The 20,279-nt window shown below is 62.3% G+C and carries 21 protein-coding genes and 1 pseudogene; 17 read left to right on the top strand and 5 right to left on the bottom strand.

Going from position 1 to position 20,279, the window contains the following annotated elements; translation table 11 throughout:
* Positions 1 to 49 precede the first annotated feature (49 nt).
* From AB0O87_RS00730 to AB0O87_RS00720, 3 genes are read left to right on the top strand one after another with little or no spacing between them, the layout of a single operon-like run.
* On the top strand, positions 50 to 802 hold the full coding sequence (locus AB0O87_RS00730; protein ID WP_363510676.1) for a histidine kinase: 753 nt from the start codon (positions 50 to 52) through the stop codon (positions 800 to 802).
* Positions 799 to 1,230 carry an ATP-binding protein gene (locus tag AB0O87_RS00725; RefSeq protein WP_363510673.1) on the top strand — a complete coding sequence of 144 codons (432 nt, stop codon included), beginning with the start codon at positions 799 to 801 and terminating at the stop codon, positions 1,228 to 1,230. The genes AB0O87_RS00730 and AB0O87_RS00725 overlap by 4 nt, the downstream gene beginning before the upstream one ends.
* Positions 1,227 to 1,853, top strand: coding sequence for a response regulator transcription factor (locus tag AB0O87_RS00720; protein WP_363510670.1), 627 nt, complete (start codon positions 1,227 to 1,229; stop codon positions 1,851 to 1,853). The genes AB0O87_RS00725 and AB0O87_RS00720 overlap by 4 nt, the downstream gene beginning before the upstream one ends.
* Before the next feature lie 9 nt (positions 1,854 to 1,862).
* Here AB0O87_RS00720 and AB0O87_RS00715 read toward each other — a convergent pair whose 3' ends face one another.
* Positions 1,863 to 3,707 carry a glycerophosphodiester phosphodiesterase gene (locus AB0O87_RS00715; RefSeq protein ID WP_363510667.1) on the bottom strand — a complete coding sequence of 615 codons (1,845 nt, stop codon included), beginning with the start codon at positions 3,705 to 3,707 and terminating at the stop codon, positions 1,863 to 1,865.
* Between the two features lie 173 nt (positions 3,708 to 3,880).
* Here AB0O87_RS00715 and AB0O87_RS00710 point away from each other — a divergent pair, with 173 nt between their 5' ends.
* The 3 genes from AB0O87_RS00710 (at position 3,881) to AB0O87_RS00700 (ending at position 5,985) form a co-directional block, all read left to right on the top strand.
* Positions 3,881 to 4,402, top strand: a complete 522-nt coding sequence (locus AB0O87_RS00710) for a MarR family transcriptional regulator (protein ID WP_363510664.1) — start codon at positions 3,881 to 3,883, stop codon at positions 4,400 to 4,402.
* 159 nt (positions 4,403 to 4,561) lie between these two features.
* The gene (locus AB0O87_RS00705) at positions 4,562 to 5,035 is read left to right on the top strand and encodes a hypothetical protein (protein ID WP_363510661.1); all 474 of its coding nucleotides are present in this window, start codon (positions 4,562 to 4,564) and stop codon (positions 5,033 to 5,035) included.
* A gap of 83 nt (positions 5,036 to 5,118) precedes the next feature.
* Complete coding sequence (locus AB0O87_RS00700; protein ID WP_363510659.1) at positions 5,119 to 5,985, top strand: NmrA family NAD(P)-binding protein; 867 nt, start codon at positions 5,119 to 5,121, stop codon at positions 5,983 to 5,985.
* Positions 5,986 to 6,053: 68 nt separating this feature from the next.
* Here AB0O87_RS00700 and AB0O87_RS00695 read toward each other — a convergent pair whose 3' ends face one another.
* Together AB0O87_RS00695 and AB0O87_RS00690 are read right to left on the bottom strand one after the other, a co-directional pair.
* Positions 6,054 to 6,899, bottom strand: coding sequence for an NAD(P)H-binding protein (locus tag AB0O87_RS00695; protein WP_363510656.1), 846 nt, complete (start codon positions 6,897 to 6,899; stop codon positions 6,054 to 6,056).
* A gap of 48 nt (positions 6,900 to 6,947) precedes the next feature.
* Entirely contained in the window at positions 6,948 to 8,348 is a 1,401-nt protein-coding gene (locus AB0O87_RS00690) for a threonine/serine exporter family protein (RefSeq protein WP_363510653.1), read from the bottom strand.
* 106 nt (positions 8,349 to 8,454) lie between these two features.
* Here AB0O87_RS00690 and AB0O87_RS00685 point away from each other — a divergent pair, with 106 nt between their 5' ends.
* From AB0O87_RS00685 to AB0O87_RS00675, 3 genes and pseudogenes are all read left to right on the top strand, one after another.
* Positions 8,455 to 9,348 carry a formylglycine-generating enzyme family protein gene (locus AB0O87_RS00685; protein WP_363512836.1) on the top strand — a complete coding sequence of 298 codons (894 nt, stop codon included), beginning with the start codon at positions 8,455 to 8,457 and terminating at the stop codon, positions 9,346 to 9,348.
* An 85-nt stretch (positions 9,349 to 9,433) separates the two neighbouring features.
* Positions 9,434 to 9,682: pseudogene (locus tag AB0O87_RS00680) on the top strand (sulfatase-like hydrolase/transferase); the annotation flags it as partial.
* 32 nt (positions 9,683 to 9,714) lie between these two features.
* Positions 9,715 to 10,932, top strand: a complete 1,218-nt coding sequence (locus AB0O87_RS00675) for a sulfatase-like hydrolase/transferase (RefSeq protein WP_363512833.1) — start codon at positions 9,715 to 9,717, stop codon at positions 10,930 to 10,932.
* A gap of 42 nt (positions 10,933 to 10,974) precedes the next feature.
* Here the strand turns inward: AB0O87_RS00675 and AB0O87_RS00670 are convergent, their stop codons facing one another.
* Complete coding sequence (locus AB0O87_RS00670; RefSeq protein WP_363510651.1) at positions 10,975 to 11,988, bottom strand: LacI family DNA-binding transcriptional regulator; 1,014 nt, start codon at positions 11,986 to 11,988, stop codon at positions 10,975 to 10,977.
* A 127-nt stretch (positions 11,989 to 12,115) separates the two neighbouring features.
* Between AB0O87_RS00670 and AB0O87_RS00665 the strand changes: the two genes are divergently transcribed.
* The 7 genes from AB0O87_RS00665 to trpS all read left to right on the top strand — a co-directional run bounded on the left by AB0O87_RS00665 (position 12,116) and on the right by trpS (position 18,538).
* A complete protein-coding gene (locus tag AB0O87_RS00665; RefSeq protein ID WP_363510648.1) occupies positions 12,116 to 13,351 on the top strand; it encodes an amino acid ABC transporter substrate-binding protein in 1,236 nt (411 codons plus the stop codon).
* Between the two features lie 10 nt (positions 13,352 to 13,361).
* Positions 13,362 to 14,246, top strand: coding sequence for a branched-chain amino acid ABC transporter permease (locus tag AB0O87_RS00660; protein ID WP_363510645.1), 885 nt, complete (start codon positions 13,362 to 13,364; stop codon positions 14,244 to 14,246).
* Positions 14,230 to 15,369: a branched-chain amino acid ABC transporter permease gene (locus AB0O87_RS00655; RefSeq protein ID WP_363510642.1), complete on the top strand. Its 1,140-nt coding sequence runs from the start codon at positions 14,230 to 14,232 to the stop codon at positions 15,367 to 15,369. The genes AB0O87_RS00660 and AB0O87_RS00655 overlap by 17 nt, the downstream gene beginning before the upstream one ends.
* A complete protein-coding gene (locus AB0O87_RS00650) occupies positions 15,366 to 16,130 on the top strand; it encodes an ABC transporter ATP-binding protein (RefSeq protein ID WP_363510639.1) in 765 nt (254 codons plus the stop codon). The genes AB0O87_RS00655 and AB0O87_RS00650 overlap by 4 nt, the downstream gene beginning before the upstream one ends.
* Complete coding sequence (locus tag AB0O87_RS00645) at positions 16,120 to 16,863, top strand: ABC transporter ATP-binding protein (RefSeq protein ID WP_363510636.1); 744 nt, start codon at positions 16,120 to 16,122, stop codon at positions 16,861 to 16,863. The genes AB0O87_RS00650 and AB0O87_RS00645 overlap by 11 nt, the downstream gene beginning before the upstream one ends.
* 91 nt (positions 16,864 to 16,954) lie before the next feature.
* Complete coding sequence (locus AB0O87_RS00640) at positions 16,955 to 17,326, top strand: hypothetical protein (protein ID WP_363510633.1); 372 nt, start codon at positions 16,955 to 16,957, stop codon at positions 17,324 to 17,326.
* Positions 17,327 to 17,497: 171 nt separating this feature from the next.
* On the top strand, positions 17,498 to 18,538 hold the full coding sequence (gene trpS / locus AB0O87_RS00635; protein WP_363510630.1) for a tryptophan--tRNA ligase: 1,041 nt from the start codon (positions 17,498 to 17,500) through the stop codon (positions 18,536 to 18,538).
* On the opposite strand, the gene AB0O87_RS00630 is transcribed toward trpS, so the two are convergent.
* Positions 18,535 to 19,131, bottom strand: a complete 597-nt coding sequence (locus tag AB0O87_RS00630) for an HAD family phosphatase (protein WP_363510627.1) — start codon at positions 19,129 to 19,131, stop codon at positions 18,535 to 18,537. The two genes, trpS and AB0O87_RS00630, sit on opposite strands and share 4 nt — an antisense overlap.
* A 56-nt stretch (positions 19,132 to 19,187) precedes the next feature.
* On the opposite strand from AB0O87_RS00630, the gene AB0O87_RS00625 reads away from it, so the two are divergent.
* Complete coding sequence (locus AB0O87_RS00625; RefSeq protein WP_363510625.1) at positions 19,188 to 20,276, top strand: alkene reductase; 1,089 nt, start codon at positions 19,188 to 19,190, stop codon at positions 20,274 to 20,276.
* The last annotated feature ends 3 nt before the right edge of the window (positions 20,277 to 20,279 follow it).

The raw sequence follows: 20,279 nt of genomic DNA, 5'->3' as shown, positions 1-20,279 counted from the left end.
GTCCATATGGACGATGATCTTTCCTCAGCGGGCGCGTAAAATTCGGTCCATGCCTCATACTGCGCTCACCCCGGTCTTCGTGGGTCTGCGCACCGGCCTCCACGTGCTTTTCGCCGCCTTGGCCGCGCTTGTCGTTGTGCGGGCGCTGTTTGCGCCGACCGATACGAGCATCGCAGCGGTGGCTCTCGCCTTGGTGCTGTCGGTCACCTACGCTGCCGGGGCGATTGCCGCTCGCAGCGCACGTCTGAGCAAGGCGGCGGGAGGGTCATGGCTGGGCGTGCTCACCCTGGAATGGGCCGTACTCATCTGGCTGACTCCCGAAGCCGCGTACCTCGTATTTCCGCTCTTCTTTCTCTACCTCCACGTGCTGGGTCGGCGCTGGGGATCGGTCGCCGTCGTTCTCGCCACCGCCCTCGCGATCTGCGCCCTCGGCTTTCATGTCGGGTGCAGTGTAGGCGGCGTCGTCGGACCCATCGTCGGAGCCGGGGTCGCCCTGCTCATCGGCCTTGGCTACCAGGCGCTGGCGAAAGAAGCGCAGCAGCGCGAAGCCCTCATGCAAGAGCTCCTCGCCACTCGTGGCCTGCTTGCCGCCACCGAACACGAGTCCGGTGTTCTCGCCGAACGGGCACGGCTCGCTCGCGAAATCCACGACACGGTGGCGCAAGGGCTGTCCAGCATTCAATGCTGCTCTACGCCGCCGAGCGTGCTGACCCCGAAAGGGCAGGTATCGAACACATTCGCCTCGCCCGCGAAACAGCAGCCGACAACCTGGCGGACGCACGGAGGTTCATCAGAGAATTGACGCCGCCCGACCTCGAAGACGGCGCGCTGGGCGGCGCGCTCCGGCGGTTGGCCTCCACCCAGTGGGCCGCTCAAGGACTGCGTGTGCACGTGCGAGTCTCTGACACCATCGAGCTGCCGATGCACGTACAGACAGCGCTCCTGAGAATCGCGCAGGGCGCGATAGCCAACGTCATCCAGCATGCATCGGCCGATACGGCAACGATCGCGCTCGCCGCAGATCAGAGTCGCATTCGATTCACGGTTGTTGACGATGGTGAGGGTTTTGATGCGGAACGTCTGAACGAGAAGCGGAGTCGGTCCGACTCTTTCGGTCTGCAGGCGACTAGCGAGCGCGTTGATCAGCTGGGCGGCACGCTCACTGTGGAGTCAGCACCAGAAAAGGGCACGACATTGACCATCGAACTTTCCCGAAATGGCGTGGCATGATCCGGCTTGTTGTTGCAGACGATCACCCCATCGTGCGGGCCGGAATCGTTGCGCTCTTCGCACACGAAGCAGATTTTGAAGTGGTGGCTGAGGCGGCCACCCCAGACGACGCCGTCACCGCCGCCGAGCGGGAGAACCCCGATGTGGTGCTGATGGATTTGCAGTTCGGTGCGGCGGTCGCTGGCACCGGCGCGGAGGCAACGCGGCGCATTCGCGCGTTGGATGCTGCGCCGTACGTACTCGTGCTCACGAACTACGACTCCGATGCCGACATCTTGGGTGCGGTGGAGGCAGGGGCCAGCGGGTACCTCTTGAAAGACGCCCCTCCGCACGAACTGGCAGCCGCAGTGCGGGCTGCGGCGAGCGGCGAAAGTGCTCTCGCTCCGGTGATCGCCTCGCGGCTGTTGGATCGCATGCGGGCGCCGCAAGCCAGCCTGAGCTCTCGTGAGATTCAAGTGTTGGAGCTCGTCGCGGTGGGCCGAGGAAACACCGACATTGCGGCGGAGCTGTTTGTGAGCGAGACCACCGTCAAATCTCACCTCGCGCACATCTTCACCAAGCTCGGTGTGTCATCGCGCACCGCCGCGGTGTCGACGGCGAGAAGCCGTGGCATTCTGCGTTGACGCGCGCCGTTACTGCATCGGGACGATGATGCGCTCGATCGCGTCGAAGAAGCGATCGGTCACACCCGTGTCGTCAGCCACATCTGAGAGCTGCGCCAGTGCGACGTCTGGATGATCGGTGATGATCCCGTCGACGTTCTCGCGGAACAGCGCACGCATCGCCTCTGCGTCCTGCACAGTCCAGACGAACACGCCTCGCCCGGTGTCATGGATGAGTGCTTTTCGCTCCTCCGAGTAGGCGCTCTGTTCCAGCACGAAGAAGTCCGCTGGGCTGTCTGGCACGCCTCCGAAAGAGAGGGCGACGATGTAGCCGACCACCAGATGGGGTCGACGAGAGGTGAGTCCTTCTACAACGTCAGCGCTGAGTGAGTGATAGATAAAGGACTCTGCGCCGCCGTGTTCGTCCAGCAGCGCCAGCAACTCATCCAAGTAGTTGGCGGACTCTCCGCCGTGGATCTTCACTTCAATGAGCAGAGGCTGATCGATCTCGTTCGCCAGGTCGAGGTACGTTTCGAGTGAGGGAATGGGTGCGCTGTGATCGGCGTCGCGCACGGTGATCTGAGTGGCTTCCTCCTGCGTGAGGTCGCTGACGGCGGTGTCTAACCCTGCCAACCGGCTGAGGTTCATGTCGTGCATCAGCACCCACCCGCCATCGGCGGTCTGTTGAATATCCATCTCCACCACATCGGCGCCAGCGTCGTGCGCGGCTTCCAAAGAAGGCAGAGTGTTCTCCACCCCGCCTTGCGTGAAGCCTCGGTGTGCGAGCACCAGCGTGTTTCCGTCGGCGACGTCGCCCATGATCGGCACTGCTTGCGCAGCCAACACCACCGTCGCGATCACTGCGCCTGCTACCGCGACAAGAGCAGGTGCTCGGCGGCTCGGGGTGGGGACGCCAGGGGCGGCAGGGAGCGTCGCCGCGGAGTCGTTCGATGCCTCGCCTGCCGTGTGCAGCCCAGCGACCAGAGTCTGTGTTTGCACAAGCGCGAAGAACCCGAGCGCCACAAATACCGCGACCTGCAAGATGCTAAAGCTCACAGCCGCCACAAGCACAGCGGAGTCTGGCGCGACGGCGTCGGCCACCATCGGCGGCAGCAGAGCGAGGAACGCGAATGCGGCAACGGTGACAGACGCGGGTATGGCGACTCCCGCTACCAGGGCCAGTACGCGAAGGGTGCGCCACCGTGTCAGTCGCCAGCTTCGCTTGGCGGCATCCACCATTCCCGTGCCGTGAAGAAGCAGCAGCGGAACGACGAAGATCAGGCGCACATTGATGTACAAAATGGCGAGCATCAGTACCAGATAAGCGATCGCGGTGGAGGGCTCTTTCAAGAGTTCATCAGAGACAAACGCGGGAACGGCCACCCATCGGGTGAGGAACGAGTTTTCGCCCACACGCCCCAGTGGGATGAGTAGCAGGAGGTACGGCACCAGGAGCAGAGTCGAGGGCTTTCGAAGTAGTCGCCGTCCCACTCGAATCACGTGATCGAAAGTGGAGCGGAAACTTGTGCTGCGTCCGCACGCGCGGTCATCAGCGACACGAATGAAGATCGCGGCCTGCAAAAGCAAAGCAGCAACGGTGGCGATGGCGGCCAGTACGGCGACGGTCAGGCCGAGCGGGCTGCTGACGAGTCCCACGATGGTCGTATCCGTCACCGACGCGATGCCCGCAGCGCGCAGAGCCAGATCGAACGTACCGATGAGCAGGGGAGAGGCGATGACAACGACGGCGCCCTGCACCAGCAACACCAGCACGAGTGATTGCCGCATCGCGTGGATGGAGAGGCGATAGCCGTCTCGCACGCTGGTGCGGACACGAAGCTTTGGGCGCGTTGATGCAGTCGTCGAGTCGGTCATCGTGCTCTCCAGGTGGGGCGGTGCTGCGAGAGTTCGGGTTGTCACCATTGTGCCCACAGTTGCCCTCGCGTGGGGACAGTCGCACAGATCCGGATTGCTTAGGTGCCTAATTTTCTTTAACTCTTTCAATCTCGCTACTTGCGCACACTGTAGTTAGGCGCCATACTATTCATATGGCAAGCAACGAATCGTCCGAAGTGTTCCCCACGCTTGAGCAGGTGGAGCGTCAAGTGGAGCGCTATGGGCTCAAGGCGGATCCTCGTGCTGTGCTCGTCGCAGAGCGGCTGGCGGCGGCAGGGGTGCTCCTCGGTCAAGCTGCCGAGGTTCACTTCGCGCGGTTCGGGCTCTCGACAGGGCGATATCGCCTGCTCGCTGATCTCGAAGATCACGGCGGCGAGAAGTCGCCTTCGCAGCTCGCCACAAGCCTGGGGGTCTCCCGCGCCACGGTAACGGGTCTTGTCGACGGGCTGGAACGCGATGGTTTCGTATGTCGCCGTGCTGCTGCTGGCGACAGGCGGTCGCTCGTGATTGTGCTCACGGCTCGCGGTGCTGAGCTACTGCGAGATATGGCGCCGCAGCACTTCGGTCGGCTTGAAGCGATGGCTGGGGTGCTCGACCCAGAAGAGCGGGTTGTCTTTCTTGACCTCCTCAGTCGTGTTGTGCGCGGTATCCCCGCTTTGACTGCGGACTCCTAGTAGCTCCGTAGTTCGCTCGCGTTCGGACCCGCTGTCCGATCGTGGTTCTTTCGCGCGCCTCCTGTGAGGCGCTCATTGTCGACCCTGGAGGGCGACTACTTAGCCAGCTAATTGGATGCACGAACGTGTTCGTGGGCATCAAGAACAGAAAGGGACGAAGTGTCCAGAAGCACCGCAGTTCCCGCAGAATCCGAAACATCTCGTCGCAAGCCCTTCCGGCTGTGGCTTGAGGTGCTCATCGCGTATGCCGCGCCCGCACTGATGGCCTTCGTGGGCGGTGTGATCAGTGGCCAGCCAGAGCTCATGATTGCGGCCTTCACCACGATCGCGGGGAGTTCAGCGCTCGTGGCATTGATTGTGGGAGCTCTGCTCCAGCTCCGCGCGAAGGGTGGTCGCTGGCCAGCCTCCGCACGCCGAGTGCCGTTGGTTTTTGGCTTCGCGATCATCGCCGCTGCGATCAGCTTCGGTATTGCGTGGGTGCTCAACGGACAGGCGCCGGGCCACTGGGGGGCGCTTGATGTGCCCTGGGTGAGCCGTTTGTGGTTCGACCTGCCCCTGTCATCGTTCCTTGCCACCTCGATCGTGACCTGGCACTGGCGGACCGCCCAGAAACCCCGCGCACGCCAGGCCTGAGTACGCAGTACACGGGGGATCTCCTCGTGCAGAAACACCTCGACGCCGTCGTTGCGGCGAAGAGACATACGAAAGGAAACACAATGATTGTTGTTATGGGAGCTACCGGATACACCGGTAGCGCGCTGATCGAACGTCTCGTCGAATTGAATGTGCCTGTGCGTGCGCTGAGCCGCGACCCAGAACGGTTAGCGGCGAGTCTCGACGCCACCGCACAGGGGCTGGTCGAGGTGCGACAGGCCGATGCCGCAGACCCTGAGTCGTTGCGTACCGCCTTCGCTGGTGCAACGCAGCTGTTTCTCAGCATGGTGAACAGCCCAGAACAGGTGGCGCTGGAAACCCGCGTCATCGAGATCGCTGAAGAAAGTGGCATCGAGCACGTCGTGCGTCTCTCCGCTCCGCATGTGTCCGCCGAGTCGCCGATCGCGATTGCGCGCTGGCACCACACGCTCGATGAAGCCCTCAAGGCATCGAGAATGCGGCACACGTTCCTGCGCCCATACGCGTTCATGCAGAAGCTGCTTCTGCTCAGCCCGGCGATCTCTGGTCCCGGAATCATCACCGGCGCGATGCAAGATGCGCCTGGAAACTACACCGATGTGCGCGACATTGCAGACGTCGCGGCGGCAGCGTTGACGAACCCTGTGATCGCGGGTGGTGACTACTCGCTCACCACGGCGAAGGCGTACACCTTCGGTCAGGTCGCCGAAATTCTCAGCGGCATGCTCGACAAGCCAGTGCGTTACGTTGACCTCCCACCCGAGGTTTTCGAGCGGAGCCTTATCGAGCGCTCGCACATGCCCGACTGGCTCGCCGCGCACATTGTGGAGGTGCAGCTGATGGCTGTGGCACAACTCGAGGTGCCAACCACGACGATCGCTGATCTTCTGGGCCGGGAGCCACGCACGCTAGAAGACTTCCTCGCCGAGAACATCCAGCAGTTCACATAACCGCCGCGTTGAACAACTTCAGCCCGTGTCGTCTCCGACACGGGCTGAAGTCGTGGGGTGCCAGCGGGTCAGATTTCGACACCTGCGAAGTAGGCATCCCATGACTGGTGGGGGCGGCCGACGACGGCAGCAAAGTCGCTCTCGTTGTCGTACGCGCCTTCTCGGATCCCTTGGTAGATCCCCGCGATGATCGGGCCGAAGAAGTCACCGAGTTCTGCGGAACGGTCAGCGACGTATTCGGCATCGCTCATAGCGCGGTAGGTGAGCGTGGCGCCCACCACCGAACCGATCCGCTCCGCCAGTTCCTGCTGGCTGAGCGTCGCGCCACTGAGGTTGACGATGCTTCCGTCGTGCTGGTCGCTTGTCAGGAGTGCCGCGTACGCGGCTGCAAGCTCGGGGCGGGTGGTGTACGCGCAGCGGCCATCGTCAGCGCTGTTTGCAATCTCGCCGTGCTCCGCATAGGTCGCGGCGTACTCGACGTCTGGCTCAATGTAGATACCGTTGCGGCCGATCGACCAGGCGAGCCCGCTCGCTTTCACAAGCTCTTCCGTTTCCAAGCTGACGTGAATTACGGGGGAGAAGGGGGTGCCGGTCTCTGGCCCCTGCACTCCGGTGAAGACGATCTTGCGCACCCCGCTCGCGACCGCCGCGTCGATGACGTTGCGGTGCTGACCGATGCGCTCAGCGGGCGGGCTGATCCCCGACACCAGAAGCACTGTATCTACTCCCTGAAGCGAAGCCGTCAGCTGATCCAGGTCGTCATAGTCGCCGGGGCGAACCTCGACGCCAAGGCCTTTCGCTTTCTCCGGAGTGCGGGCGAGAGCGACGACGTTGTGGGCTCCGACTGTGTCGACGACAGCGGCAAGAACGGCGGATCCGAGCTGTCCGCTCGCGGTGGTGATGGCAATGGTCATAGTGGGTCCCCAGGGTGAAAAGACGTTCGGTGAGTCTAGCGATATGGATTAGCGACGCACGCGCGCTCGGGTCCTTGCGACGCTGGCAAGCGTGGCGCGTACGGGCGTTCCGAGGTAAAGACCCAGTGATGCGCCGGAGGCGAGGCCGATCCCGATGATGGCCGCGTCGATGAGCGAGCCACCGGCGGCAAGCACTCCGTGAGAACTGCCGACAGCGTTCACCATCTCGAGTAGGCCCTGGAACACGAGGTATCCGGGAACGAGGGGCACGATCGCCGCCGTTGTCACAGCAACAGAGGGCACATGCAGACTGCGAGCGATCAGCATGCCGATGAAGCTCGCCAGCAGGGCGCCGATCGCGCTCGCCGCTGCGGGGTGCAGGTTCACCGCCAATGCACCGGAGTACCCCACGAGGGTGACCGCGCTCAGCAGAGCGCTCACCAGAATGATGCCGATGCCGGCACCGTTGAACACCGCCACAGCGACGGCGACGATGGTCGCTCCGGCGAACAGGCTCAGGGGTGGTCCAAACGGCGAAGGACCACCGGGAAGATCCATTGTGAATCCCAGCACGCCTCCGAGCTCCAGACCGGCCAGAATGCCGACAACCACTCCGAGGGTTTGCATCGTCAGGTCAAGGATGCGCCCGCCAGCCGTGAGCGCAAAGCCGTCGATCGCATCCTGGGCCGCACCCACCACGGTGAGACCTGAGAGCATGAGGACGATACCGGAAGCGACGATGATCGACGGGCGAATTCCGATGAATGGTTCGATCCCTGCCGCCCCAAGCGCCGAAACCACGACGGCCGCAATGGTGGTGACGAACCCTCCGGCGATTTGGCTGAAAAACAGGGGAACGCGGATTTTGGCGAGACCAGCCTGCGTGAGTGCGGCGCAGAGCGCGGCGATAAAGGTGAGACCGACGATGAGCGGCGAGGCGCCGAGCATGATGCTGACGCCGACGGCGAGGAGTGCCCGGGCGACCACAATGACGGGCTGTTGGTAGCGGAAAGGCACCCGACGGATGGCGCGGAATGTCGTGCGCGCCGCTTCCAGATCGAGCCCTGCTTCAATGCTGGCGACGAGGGCCTGCACGCGCTGCAACTTCGCGTGATCAGGGGCGGTCACACGCACAACGCGTACAAGCGTTTCGGGCCAGACCTCGCCGCTCAGGTGAAAAGACACCGTGATCGAGTTGTAGGTCACATCGACCTGCACACCTCTGAGGTTGTATGCGTCGCACACGCGAATGATTGCGAGGGTGACGTCGTGCGCGGAGGCCCCGACGGCAAACATCGACTCGCCGATGCGCGTCGCGAGATCGAGAACGCGCGGGATCGTGCGTTCATCAATGACTGGCATAGGTTCGGTATGCGCGACGGCTGAGGGATCGGTGTGCAGCATGCGACGCACAGAAGTGAGCAGTTGGCGGTGGGGGCTCGCGAACATACTCTCCATTCTCCCGCGTATGGAGCGAACATCGGCACAAATAGCGGACTAGTGCCACAGCCAATTTCAGGACAGTACGCTGATAAATGTGATGAGCACGCGCGATATGGTCCACATCCCCGGCGGCACATTCGTCATGGGTTCCGAGGAGTTCTACCCTGATGAGCGCCCTGCGCACGAACGTTCGGTGACATCGTTCTTCATCGACCGCTACCAGGTGACGAACGAGCAGTATGCGCAGTTCGTTGATGCGACCGGGTACGTCACCGTGGCAGAGCGCCCGCTCGACCCCGCGGAGTTCCCCGGCGCCGACCCCGCTGACCTCACCCCAGGGGCGATGGTGTTCACCCCGACCGCCGGGCCGACCGACCTCCGCAACTGGCGCAACTGGTGGCGCTGGCAGCCAGGAGCATTCTGGCGTCGACCGTTCGGACCGGAGTCGTCTATCGACGACCGGCTGCAACACCCCGTCGTGCATGTGGCATATGAGGACGCAACCGCCTACGCCGAGTGGGCAGGGATGCGACTACCCACAGAGGCGGAGCACGAGTATGCAGCACGCGGCGGCGTTGACGGTGCGCGCTTCGCGTGGGGTGACGAGGCCTATCCAGATGGTGTTGCGCAGGCGAACTCTTGGTTAGGACGTTTTCCGTACGACAACCAGGGCGTTGGTGGGACCGCTGCTGTGGGGTCGTACCCTCCCAATGGCTACGGTCTCTACGACATGATCGCCAACGTGTGGGAATGGACGAGCGACTACTACACCCCGCGCCACGTGCGGCTTTCCGACAAACCGGTCGATGCGGGCAAGCGCACCAATCTCCTCGCCGCCGCAAGTGCACAAGAGGGTTTCCCCGGTATTCCGCGCCGCGTCCTCAAAGGTGGATCGCACCTGTGTTCACCGGACTACTGCCTGCGGTTTCGGCCAGCTGCGCGCTCGCCGCAGACAGAAGACACCGGGATGTCGCACATCGGCTTCCGTCTCGCCCGTTCGGAGTGAGTCCCTCTGGGAAACAGCGATTTCCTCTGTTTGACTAGGGCCAAGGGCGCCCGCCCGAACTTACCGGTCGAAGCAAGGAGCCAGAATGGCTGACAAGCCCAACATCCTTATCATTTGGGGCGATGACATCGGCATCAGCAACCTCAGTGCATACTCCGATGGGGTGATGGGGTACAGAACCCCCAACATCGACCGGATTGCCAATGAGGGTGTGAAGTTCACCGACTACTACGGCGAGCAGAGCTGCACCGCGGGCCGCGCGGCCTTCATCACAGGTCAGAACCCGTACCGCACTGGACTGACCAAGGTCGGTATGCCAGGCGCGAAGGTGGGCCTTCAGCCCGAAGACCCCACGATTGCTGACGCATTCAAGCACCACGGTTACGCCACGGTCAGTTCGGTAAGAATCACCTCGGTGACCGCGACGAGCACCTGCCGACCGCACACGGGTTCGACGAGTTCTTCGGCAACCTCTACCACCTCAACGCCGAGGAAGAGCCGGAGCACCCTGACTACCCCACGGATGAGGAATACCCCGGTTTCGCAGAGAAGTTCCGCCCCCGCGGCGTCATCCATTCTTGGGCAAACGAAGACGGCACCCAGCGCATTGAAGACACGGGTTCGCTGACGAAGAAGCGCATGGAAACGGTCGACGAAGAGTTCCGCGATGCAGCTGCGGACTTCATTCGTCGTCAGGCCGACGACGACACACCCTTCTTCCTGTGGTTCAACTCGACGCACATGCACTTCCGCACGCACACCAAGGAAGAAAGCAAGGGGCGCGCAGGGCGCTGGCAGTCCGAGTACCACGACACGATGCTTGACCACGACGACGTCGTGGGAAGCCTCCTCGACTTGCTCGATGAGCTGGGTCTGGCCGAAGACACGATCGTCATGTACTCGACCGACAACGGTCCGCACATGAACAGCTGGCCGGATGCGGGAATGACGCCGTTCCGCAACGAGAAGAACTCCAACTGGGAGGGCGCGTATCGCGTCCCGGCGATGGTTCGCTGGCCAGGTCACATCCCCGCCAACACGACTCTCAACGGCATCGTGAGCCACAACGACTGGTTCGTGACGTTGCTGGCGGCGATCGGTGACGACAACATCGCCGATCGTCTCAAGGAGGGCACCGAACTGCACGGCACAGAGTTCAAGGTGCACCTCGACGGTCACAACCAGTTGGACTACATCACCGGTGAGGCGGAGCACAGCCCTCGACGGCACTTCTTCTACGTTTCCGACGATGGAGACCTCACTGCCCTGCGCTTCGAGAACTGGAAGCTGGTCTTCCTCGAGCAGCGTGCTGTGGGAACGCTGCAGGTGTGGCAGGAGCCATACGTCGAGCTGCGGTTCCCCAAGCTGTTCAACCTGCGCACCGATCCTTTCGAGCGTGCAGACATCACTTCCAACACGTACTGGGACTGGGTGCTTGACCACATCTTCCTGTTCGTGCCAGCGCAGGCCTATGTCGCGCGCATGCTCCAGAGTCTTGCGGAGTTCCCCACACGCCAGGAGTCGGCGTCGTTCACGATCAACCAGGTAATGGCGAAGCTGGAATCGACAGCCGGCAACTCCTGATCTGAACCTCTGCTGAGCCCGTCGCCTACACAGGTGGCGGGCTCAGTTGCGTGGTGGGCCGGAAGACTGGCGCACGATGAGTTCGTGAGATGTCGCGATCGTGCGTGCTTCATCGCTCGCGGGGCGAAGAATGAGCGACACAGCGTGCTGACCCATCTCGACCATGGGGATGCGCACGGTAGTGAGCGCCGGAGCAACGTCGGAGGCAACTGCAATGTCGTCGAAGCCGACGACAGACATCTCCTCTGGCACACTGATGCCGTGGCGGCGTAGCTCGCTGAGGATGCCGATCGCCATAGCGTCGTTCAGGCCCACAATGGCGGTGACATCTTGCTCAAGGAGCTCTCGGGTGCCGGCGATACCGCCTTCGCGGGTGAACGCTTTCGACACCACCGTCAGGTCTACTCCTTGGGAGGTTGTCCCCTCGCGCAGTCCTGCAATGCGGTCGGCGACCGTGTTCAGTGCGAGTGGACCTGCGACAACGCCGATCCGGCGATGTCCCAAGTCGGCGAGATGTCGTCCTACCGATACCCCGGCGCCGTGATTGTCGGGAAGTACCGCATCGACGGGCAAATGGTGACGTCCGATAACGGCGACGCGCCCTCCTGTGTGCGTGAAGCCCTTGAGTGCCTCAGACATGCGTTGTTCATGGCGCGGGTCGGCGTAGCCTGAGCCGGCAATGATGATCGCCCCAATGCGTTGACGCAAAAGTGACTTCACCTGGGCTAGCTCGCTCTCAGGGGTGCGCTCCGCCTGGGCAATCTGAACGGACCGGTCCTTCAGAGTGGCACTGCGAATGACACCGCTCGCGATCTCGGAAAAGTACGGATCGCCGATCTCGTGCACGACCAGCCCGATAGTCGGAACGAGTCCGCCAGCGAGTCCCCGCGCGTGCATGTTTGGCTCGTAGCCGAGCTGGTCGGCGATCCCGCGCACGTGCGCGGCGACCTCGGCAGAGATGCCAGACCCGCCGGTGATTGCTCGCGATGCGCTCGCGAGCGAGACTCCGGCAGCCTCGGCCACATCAACGAGTCGTGGCGCGCCCTCGCGCTTCACGGTGCCTCCCCCCGCGGAGCAAGATCGACGCTGACTGCGCGGTTGGTTGCTCTTCGTTGTTCGATCCCACTATAGTGGCGGAAGCGCTTACGAAAGCGCTTTCGCTACGATGACGTAGGAGACTCGGATGACTGCACCCAGATACGGTCGACGGATTGCTGCCGCGATCGGAACGCTTTCGATCGCAGCGCTCACGGTTTCGGCTTGTTCCGCAACCGGTGATCAGACAGAGGGGGGTGGCTCAGACGATCCCATCGTCATCGGCATCTCTTTGCCGCTTACGGGCGACTTCTCTGAACCAGGTAAAGGCGTTGAGCGAGGCTATGAAGCCTGGCGAGACATCGTCAATGAGAACGGTGGTCTTCTCGGCCGACAGGTTGAACTGAAGATCCTCGACGATCAGTCCAACGCCGACCGAGTTGTTTCTGACTACGAGTCCCTGATTGCGCAAGATGGCGTGGATCTTGTCTTCGGTCCGTTCTCCACTCGACTCGTTGTTCCCTCTGCGCGTGTGGCGCAAGAGTACGGAATGCTGTTCGTCGAGCCGGCTGGTGCCGCAGAAGAGGTCTTCGAGCAGGGCTTCGACAACCTTTTCTACGCTGCCCCGGCCATTGCGAACGACCATTACAACAACCTCGCCGAATACCTACTCGCACTTCCTGAGGGCGAGCGACCAGAGACCGCTGCCGTTGCTGCGATGGACGATCCGTTCGCGCAGGGCACCGCGTACGGTCTGCGAGACAAGCTGGAAGAGGGAGGTGTGGAGATCCTCGTCGACGAGGTCTACCCGCCCAACACCACAGACTTCTCCACCATCGCCGCAAAAATCGCGCAGTCTGACGCCGACATCGTCATTGGCGGTACCCAGTACCAAGATGCCGTCAACCTGATCATCGCTCTCCAGCAGCTCGACTATCAGCCGGAGCTGGCGGCGTTCTCAACCGCACCGACCAACCCGGAGTTCGCTTCAGCGATCGGTGGTGCCACCGAAGGTATCCTGGCGCCGACCGGCTACTCTCCCAAGTCGGAGTTCCCGAGCAACGTGGAGTTCGTCGAGAAGTACACCGAGATGCATGGCAATGCTCCATCCGAAGATGAGGCGAATGCCTACACGACAGGGCAGGTTGTTGCCGCGGCTGTAGAAGCTGTGGGTTGTGCCGAGCAGGGCGACTGCCAGCAAGAGCTCATCGACTGGCTGCGTGACAACTCCGTCGACACCGTCGTGGGAGAACTCAGCTGGGACGAAACGGGCAAGCCCACCGGTGCGCACTTGATCCAGCAGTGGATCGACGGAGAGATCCTGATCGTTCTTCCTGAAGACGTCAAGGAAGCAGAGTTCCTGTTCCCGAAGCCGCAGTGGTGATCCGCACATCGTGAGTGGTCCACTTCTGCTGCAAAGCCTGATCCTCGGGATCCTGCTAGGAGGGCTTTACGCCCTCCTCGCAGCCGGGCTCACGCTCTACTTCGGAATCATGCGCGTTGTGATGATCGCGCATTCCGCCTTCCTTATCCTCGCCGCCTACCTTGCCTGGTGGTTCAACCGGGAGACCGGGCTCGATCCGCTCATTTCCCTCGTCGTCACCGTGCCGCTTTTCTTCGTCACAGGTGTGGTGATGCAACGGCTGCTGGTTTCGAGGCTGAAGCCGCTTACCCTCACGATGATGTCGGTGCTGCTCACCTTCGCGATTGCGCTCATCATCGAGGGAGCGTTGGGTTTCTTCTTCTCAGGAACCCAACGTCGTATCCCGCTCCCGTACGCCAGTGAGAGCCTCAACTTCTTTGGTGCGCAGGTACCGGTCGTGAAGTTGATCGCCTTCGGTCTGGCGGCGGTGGCGCTCGGGTTGCTGTTCGTCCTTCTCAAATACACGAAGTTCGGGCAGGCGCTGCGCGCGACCATCCAGCACCCGGAGGCAGCTCGACTTGTCGGTATCAACACCGACCGTGTCGCCGGCTACGGCTTTGGGCTGGGGCTCGCAACGGCAGCGATTGGTGGCACGGCTCTTTCGCTCGATGCCACGATCTACCCGTCGCTGCACTGGCACTGGATCGGCCCGCTCATGGCGATCATCGTCGTGGGTGGGCTCGGCAGCATTCCAGGTGCCGCGATCGCTGCTCTCGTACTCGGGGTCGGACAGAGTCTTCTCCAACTCCCGTTGGGGCCGACGTGGGCGCAGACGATCTTCTACGTTGCACTCTTCGCCACACTCATGTTCCGTCCGCAAGGATTCTTCGGAGGTCGTCTTGCCCAGCGTTTCTAACCCTGGTCCGATCGCCACCGAAACGGTTGTGATCGCTCCGCCCGCGCCCGTCCGACGCAAGTCGGCCAAGTGGGTGAGTATCGTGCTCATCGTTATCGGAGCCGTACTCGTCCTCTCTTTTCCCACGATCGCCCCGAACCCGTACATCCTGTCTGCAGGGGTCGTCATCCTCAACTACGCCGTCCTTTCGACGGGGTGGAACTTTATGGGGGGCTTCACCGGCTACATCTCCCTCGGCCACGCCGCCTACTTTGGGCTCGGCGCGTACGGTACTGGTCTTCTGATCAAGTACCTCGCGCTTCCCGGGTTTGCTGCCTGGATCATCGCTGCTGTGCTGGTGGCGCTCGTCGCGATTCCGATCGGCATCGCCGCACTCCGTGTGCGTGGAGCTTCTTTCGTAATCGTCTCGATTGCGTTCGTGCTCATCATGTTGCTCGTCTTCCAGAGCTGGCGAGAGGTCACAGGAGGATCCGAGGGACTGAACGTTCCTCGCCCGTTTGACGTGCTGCGCCCAGAGCATCACCGCATCTTCTACTACCTGTTTGCGGGGCTGTTGGCGTTCGCGCTGGTGGTTTGGTGGATCATTGACCGGTCGAAGTTCGGCACCGCGCTCAAGTCGATCCGTGAAGACGAAGACAAGGCACAGTCGTTGGGTGTTCCGACAACGCGCTACAAGTTGATCGCCTATGTGTTCTCCGCACTGTTCGTGGCACTCGGCGGAGGCCTGTATGCGCTGTGGTTCGGCGACTTGGATCCGATTTTCCAGTTCTCCATCTTGATCGGCTCCTACATGGTGCTGATGGCGCTGCTCGGCGGCGTTCGCAACCTCTTCGGGCCCTTGCTGGGTGCGGTTGTGGTGGGGGTAGCGCTCGAGTACTTCAAGCTCGAGTTCGGTGACACCCAGTTCCACTTGATTGCCACTGGCATCTTGCTGGCCGTCGTCGTGTTGTTCATGCCAGACGGCATTATCCCGGCGGTAAAGAACCTGTTCACTCGATCCTCGAATGAGGCATCGATTCGTGAAGTCACTGCCGGTGAACTGCTCGAACAGAACAAGGCGCGAACAGCACAGCAGGAGCCAGGTCGACGAACCGATGATTCGGCAGAGGAGGCGTCGCCATGAACGCGCGCGCAGCACATCGCACCGCCACGCTCGATAGCTTGAGCACGATCGAGATGACCAAGTCGTTCGGCGGCGTCACCGCCGTCGACGGTGCATCGGTGAACTTCAAAGAGGGGAAGGTCAACGGACTGATTGGGCCTAACGGCTCTGGCAAGACGACCTTCTTCAACTGCGTCACCGGCATGATCAAGCCGGATTCTGGGCAGGTGATGTACCGCGGCGAGAGCATCACCCGCAAATCTCCTGATCGGATCGCCCGGGCAGGTATCGGGCGCAGCTTCCAGCTGTGCCGGGTCTTTCCTCGCATGACCGTGATGGAGAACCTGCTCGTCGCCGTGCGCAGTCCCAGCCTGCTGCATCAACTGCGCTCGGCAGACGATCCCGAAGAACTCGAACGAGCACGAAGCTGGTTGCGTCGGGTCGGCATTGATCACCTCGAACATGCCGAGGCACGCAACCTGAGCTACGGCCAGCAGAAGCTACTTGAACTGGCCGGGGTGCTGATGGGGGAGCCGGACACGATCATGCTCGACGAACCAGCGGGTGGCGTGAACCCGGCCCTCATCGGGCGTATCGCCACGCTGGTGCGCGAGTTGAACGAAGAGGGCAAGACGTTCATCATCGTCGAGCACAACATGGAGATGGTCATGAGCCTGTGCGATCACGTGGTCGTCTTCGACCGTGGACGCCCGATCGCTGAGGGCACACCGGAGATCATCCAACAAGATCCGCGAGTCCTGGAGGCCTACCTTGGAGTCTGAGACGAAGAACCTGCTCGAGTTGCGAGACATCGAGGCGGGCTACGGACGTGCGGCGTTGGTGCTTCGAGGGCTGACGGTCGAGGTGCCGCCATCATCTGTGGTCTGCCTCGTCGGTCCCAACGGGGCGGGCAAGTCCACGGTGCTGAAGGTAGCGAGTGGAATGTTGAAGCCGCGCTCGGGCAGAATCCGCATCGATGGTCAAGATGTCACCGGTGATGGGCCGCAGAAGATGCTGCAAAACGGACTCGCGCACGTGCTGCAAGGGCACAGCGTCTTCCGCGAGATGACAGTCGGCGAGAACGTGATGCTCGGAGCCTTCACGATCAAAGATCAGGCGGTCATTCAAGAGCGCGTCGAGTTTGTGCAGAACCTCTTCCCGATCGTGGGGGAGCGCTGGAAGCAGCTTGCCGGGCTGCTTTCTGGTGGTCAGCAGAAACAGGTCGAGTTCGCGCGGTCGCTGATGGTGAGTCCGAAGGTGGTGCTCTTGGATGAGCCGTCTATGGGCCTCGATCCCAAGACCACAGCGAAGGTCTTCGAGCAGGTGGCCCGCATGAGAGACGCGGGCACAGCTGTGTTGCTCGTAGAACAGAATGCGCGACGTGCACTCGAGACGGCCGACATCGGCTGCGTCCTCGACCTTGGCAGGGTGCACATTTCGGGCCCTGCGCCCGAACTGCTCGCCGATCCGACGCTGGCGGCGCTGTACCTAGGGGGCAAGCCCTCGGCGGCCTGATCGACTCGACAAAGCGGGAGGGGGCGTCGTTCGCCGCCTCCCGCTTTGTGTTCCCCATCCGATTCATTCTTTCGGCGGCTACCCTCAAGGCATGCGTCGCTTCGTCGTTCTTCCGGTCCTGCTCGTATCCACCGCGGTTCTCGCGGGGTGCGCGCAGACTGCCCAGTTCGCCGGCGACGCGCTCGGAGTGGACGTGCAGGCGACGTGCACGACCATCGATGATGCCTACACCCAGTACCAGTCGCTCCTTGCCCAGGGTGAGGTTTCGGCGGAGCAGGCGGCGACCGCACGCGACGATCTGGTCGCCACGCTGGACGGACTTGCCGCAGACGTTGATGGTCAACTCGGCGACCTCATCGCCAGCGGCGCAGATCAGCTCGGTGGGCTGACCAACCTGCAAGCTCCCGAGACCATCGAGGCGGTCGAGCAGCTGAAGTCCTCGGCTTCCGCGTTCTGCGGCTGATCCGGAGTTCTCTCCGCGACCTCCCGACGCGATAACATCTGACTATGAACTTCAACCGTTCCGCATGGTGGTGGCTGCGATAGCAGCCGGTTGAAGCATGTTCACGGGCTGCACGGCAGTTCGTGACAGCACCAGAGAACTCCGTGTGGCTCCTTTGACAAGGAGAAGCACATGGAGTCATTCATCGCTACAGCGCAGCGCTCATCAGAGATCGCAGACGCCGCTGCCCAGCATCCTGAGAAGTACAGAGTTCTCACGGGGGAGCGGCCCACTGGACCCCTGCACCTGGGGCACTACTTCGGAACGATTCACGAGCGGGTGCGTCTGCAGCGCACCGGGGTCGAGATGTTCCTGGTGCTCGCGGACTATCAGGTCATCACAGACCGTGACACCACCGCCCGCGTGCGTGAGAACGTCCACGGTGCTGTGCTCGACTACCTCGCCGCGGGCATCGACCCAGACCGCGCGACGATCTTTGCCCATTCGGCTGTGCCCGAGTTGCACCAGCTGATGTTGCCTTTCTTGAGCCTCGTCACGGAGGCGGAGCTGCATCGGAACCCGACCGTCAAGTCAGAGTTCGAGTCGTCCGGTCGCGCGCTCAGCGCACTGTTGCTGACCTACCCTGTGCACCAAGCGGCCGACATCCTCTTCTGCAAAGGGAACCTCGTGCCGGTAGGAAAAGACAACCTGCCGCACGTAGAAATGGCGCGTGTGATCGCACGACGCTTCAATGAACGCTACGGCGATGTGTTTCCCGTTCCGGATGCGCTGGTCACTGCCAGCCCGGAGGTTCCAGGGCTGGACGGGAGAAAGATGTCGAAGAGCTATGGCAACGCGATTGCGTTGTCGATGACACCGGACGAAACAGTTGCGGCAATTCGTGGAACCCGCACCGACTCCGAACGTCGCATCACGTTCGATCCTCAACTCAGGCCGGGAGTCTCTGCCCTGCTATCAACAGCCGCACTATGCCTGGATGTATCACCGCTCGACTTGGCTGACCGGATTGGTGATGGCGGTAGTAATGCGCTGAAGAACGTGGTGGCTTCGGCCGTGAATGATTATCTTGAGCCGATGCGTGCGCGACGTGAGCAGCTTGCAAAGGATCCAGAGCTGGTGCGGTCTGTTCTTCGGCACGGCAACGAGAAGGCCCGCGCCGTTGCGGAGGTGACACTCGTGGAGGTCCGGGAGGCGATGGGAACCGTCTATTAGGCGGTAAGAGCGACTCCGCCGGCGATCAACGCAGCTCGGAGGGTCGCAACGTCGGTGTACAAGTGAGTATGTATCGACAGTCGCTCCGCGCCCAGGAGGTTCGAAGCGGAGTCGTCGACGAAAAGTACCTCAGATCCTTTCACCGATAAAGCGTCGAGCACGTGCTCGAAGGCCCGCCTGTCAGGCTTCGCGTGTCCGATCGTGGCCGAGTTGAAGATCGCGTCGAACTGGCACGCGATACCGAGGGCCGAAAGCTCTGCGCTGATGCTGTCCGTGCCGTTCGTCAGCACGGCCGTGCGCAGCCCGGCGTCGCGGACCTCCCGCATCAGCATGAGCACGCTGTCCTCTACCCGCGCGGGCTGCGCGCCCCATTCCTCGGCTGCTTGCGCAACACCGACCTGCTGCCCTATCCGGCGGATCCAGTCAGAACGAGTGATCTGGCCGGTGGTCACCTGATCGATAAGCGGATGCGCGAACGCGCAACTTGCCAACTTGCCGCGTTGCAGGTTGTATCGGTTCTCGATATCGGCCGTGTAGCTCGGGTCGAAATGACGGATCACGCCATCGAGGTCGAGAAGTACAACGCGAATCATTGAACCATCCTCGCGCACAGGGAATACCGAGATCGGTTCTCGCCTTACTTTCCACTGTGACTCTTTACGAATCGGCCGTTTTCGGCGCACTCCAGTTGTCCAATCGTGTCGTGATGGCACCGCTTACGCGCACTCGGGCGGATAACGATGGCGTGCCAACGACGACGATGGCGGAGTACTACCGGCAGCGAGCGGGTCAGGGACTTATTGTCTCCGAGGGCACCTGGCCGGCCTTCGAAGGCAAGTCGTATCCCGGGCAACCCGGCATCGTCACCGAGGCGCAGATCGAAGGATGGCGCGTTGTCACAGACGCAGTGCACGAAGCGGGCGGCACCATCGTCATGCAGTTGATGCACGGTGGTCGGGTGTCGCACCCGGCGATCTCCGGTGAGCCGCGCGTCGTTGCTCCCAGTGCGCTCGCCGCGCCTGGGCAGACACACACCGCCGAGGGCAAGGTAGACATGCCCGTCGCGCATGCCCTCACCCTCGACGAGATCCCCGAGGTGGTCGAGCAGTTCGCGCAGGCCGCGCGCAACGCGATCGCTGCCGGTTTCGATGGCGTCGAGGTGCACGGCGCGAACAGCTACCTCGTGCATGAGTTTCTCTCCCCGGAGTCCAACGTCCGGGACGATGTTTATGGGGGCTCACCCCAGAACCGCGCGCGTTTCGCGATCGAAGTAACCACCGCTGTCGCCGCCGCCGTTGGGGCTGAGCGCACCGGCATTCGGTTCTCGCCGCAGCACGAAATTCCTGGTGTGCGAGAGTCGGACGACGCTGATGCCTACGCAACCTACACGGCGGTCGCCGAAGGACTTGCACCACTCGGACTCGCCTTCGTTGATGTGCTCCACGTCGACCCAAAGAGTGATCTCGTGCAGCAGATCCGTCGCGTCTCTGGAGCACCGCTGATTGTCAACAACGGCTTTTCTGTCGCGACTCTGCGCGAAGAGTCTGAGGCGCTTGTCTCCGAGGGGTGGGCCGAAGCTGTCGCCGTTGGCCGCCCCGTTATCGCCAATCCCGACCTGGTCGAGCGCTGGCGCAATGAAGCCGAGCTCAACGAGCCACGGCCTCAGTTCTTCTACGGCTCCACCGCTGAGGGCTACACCGACTATCCCTCACTGGAAGCCGCACGCACACAGGGCTAACGG

The organism is Microbacterium sp. NPDC076768, from assembly GCF_040687205.1.
Classification (GTDB): Bacteria; Actinomycetota; Actinomycetes; order Actinomycetales; family Microbacteriaceae; genus Microbacterium.
The sequence above is the reverse complement of the archived record's forward strand: the minus strand, read 5'-3'. Positions and strand labels throughout refer to the sequence as shown.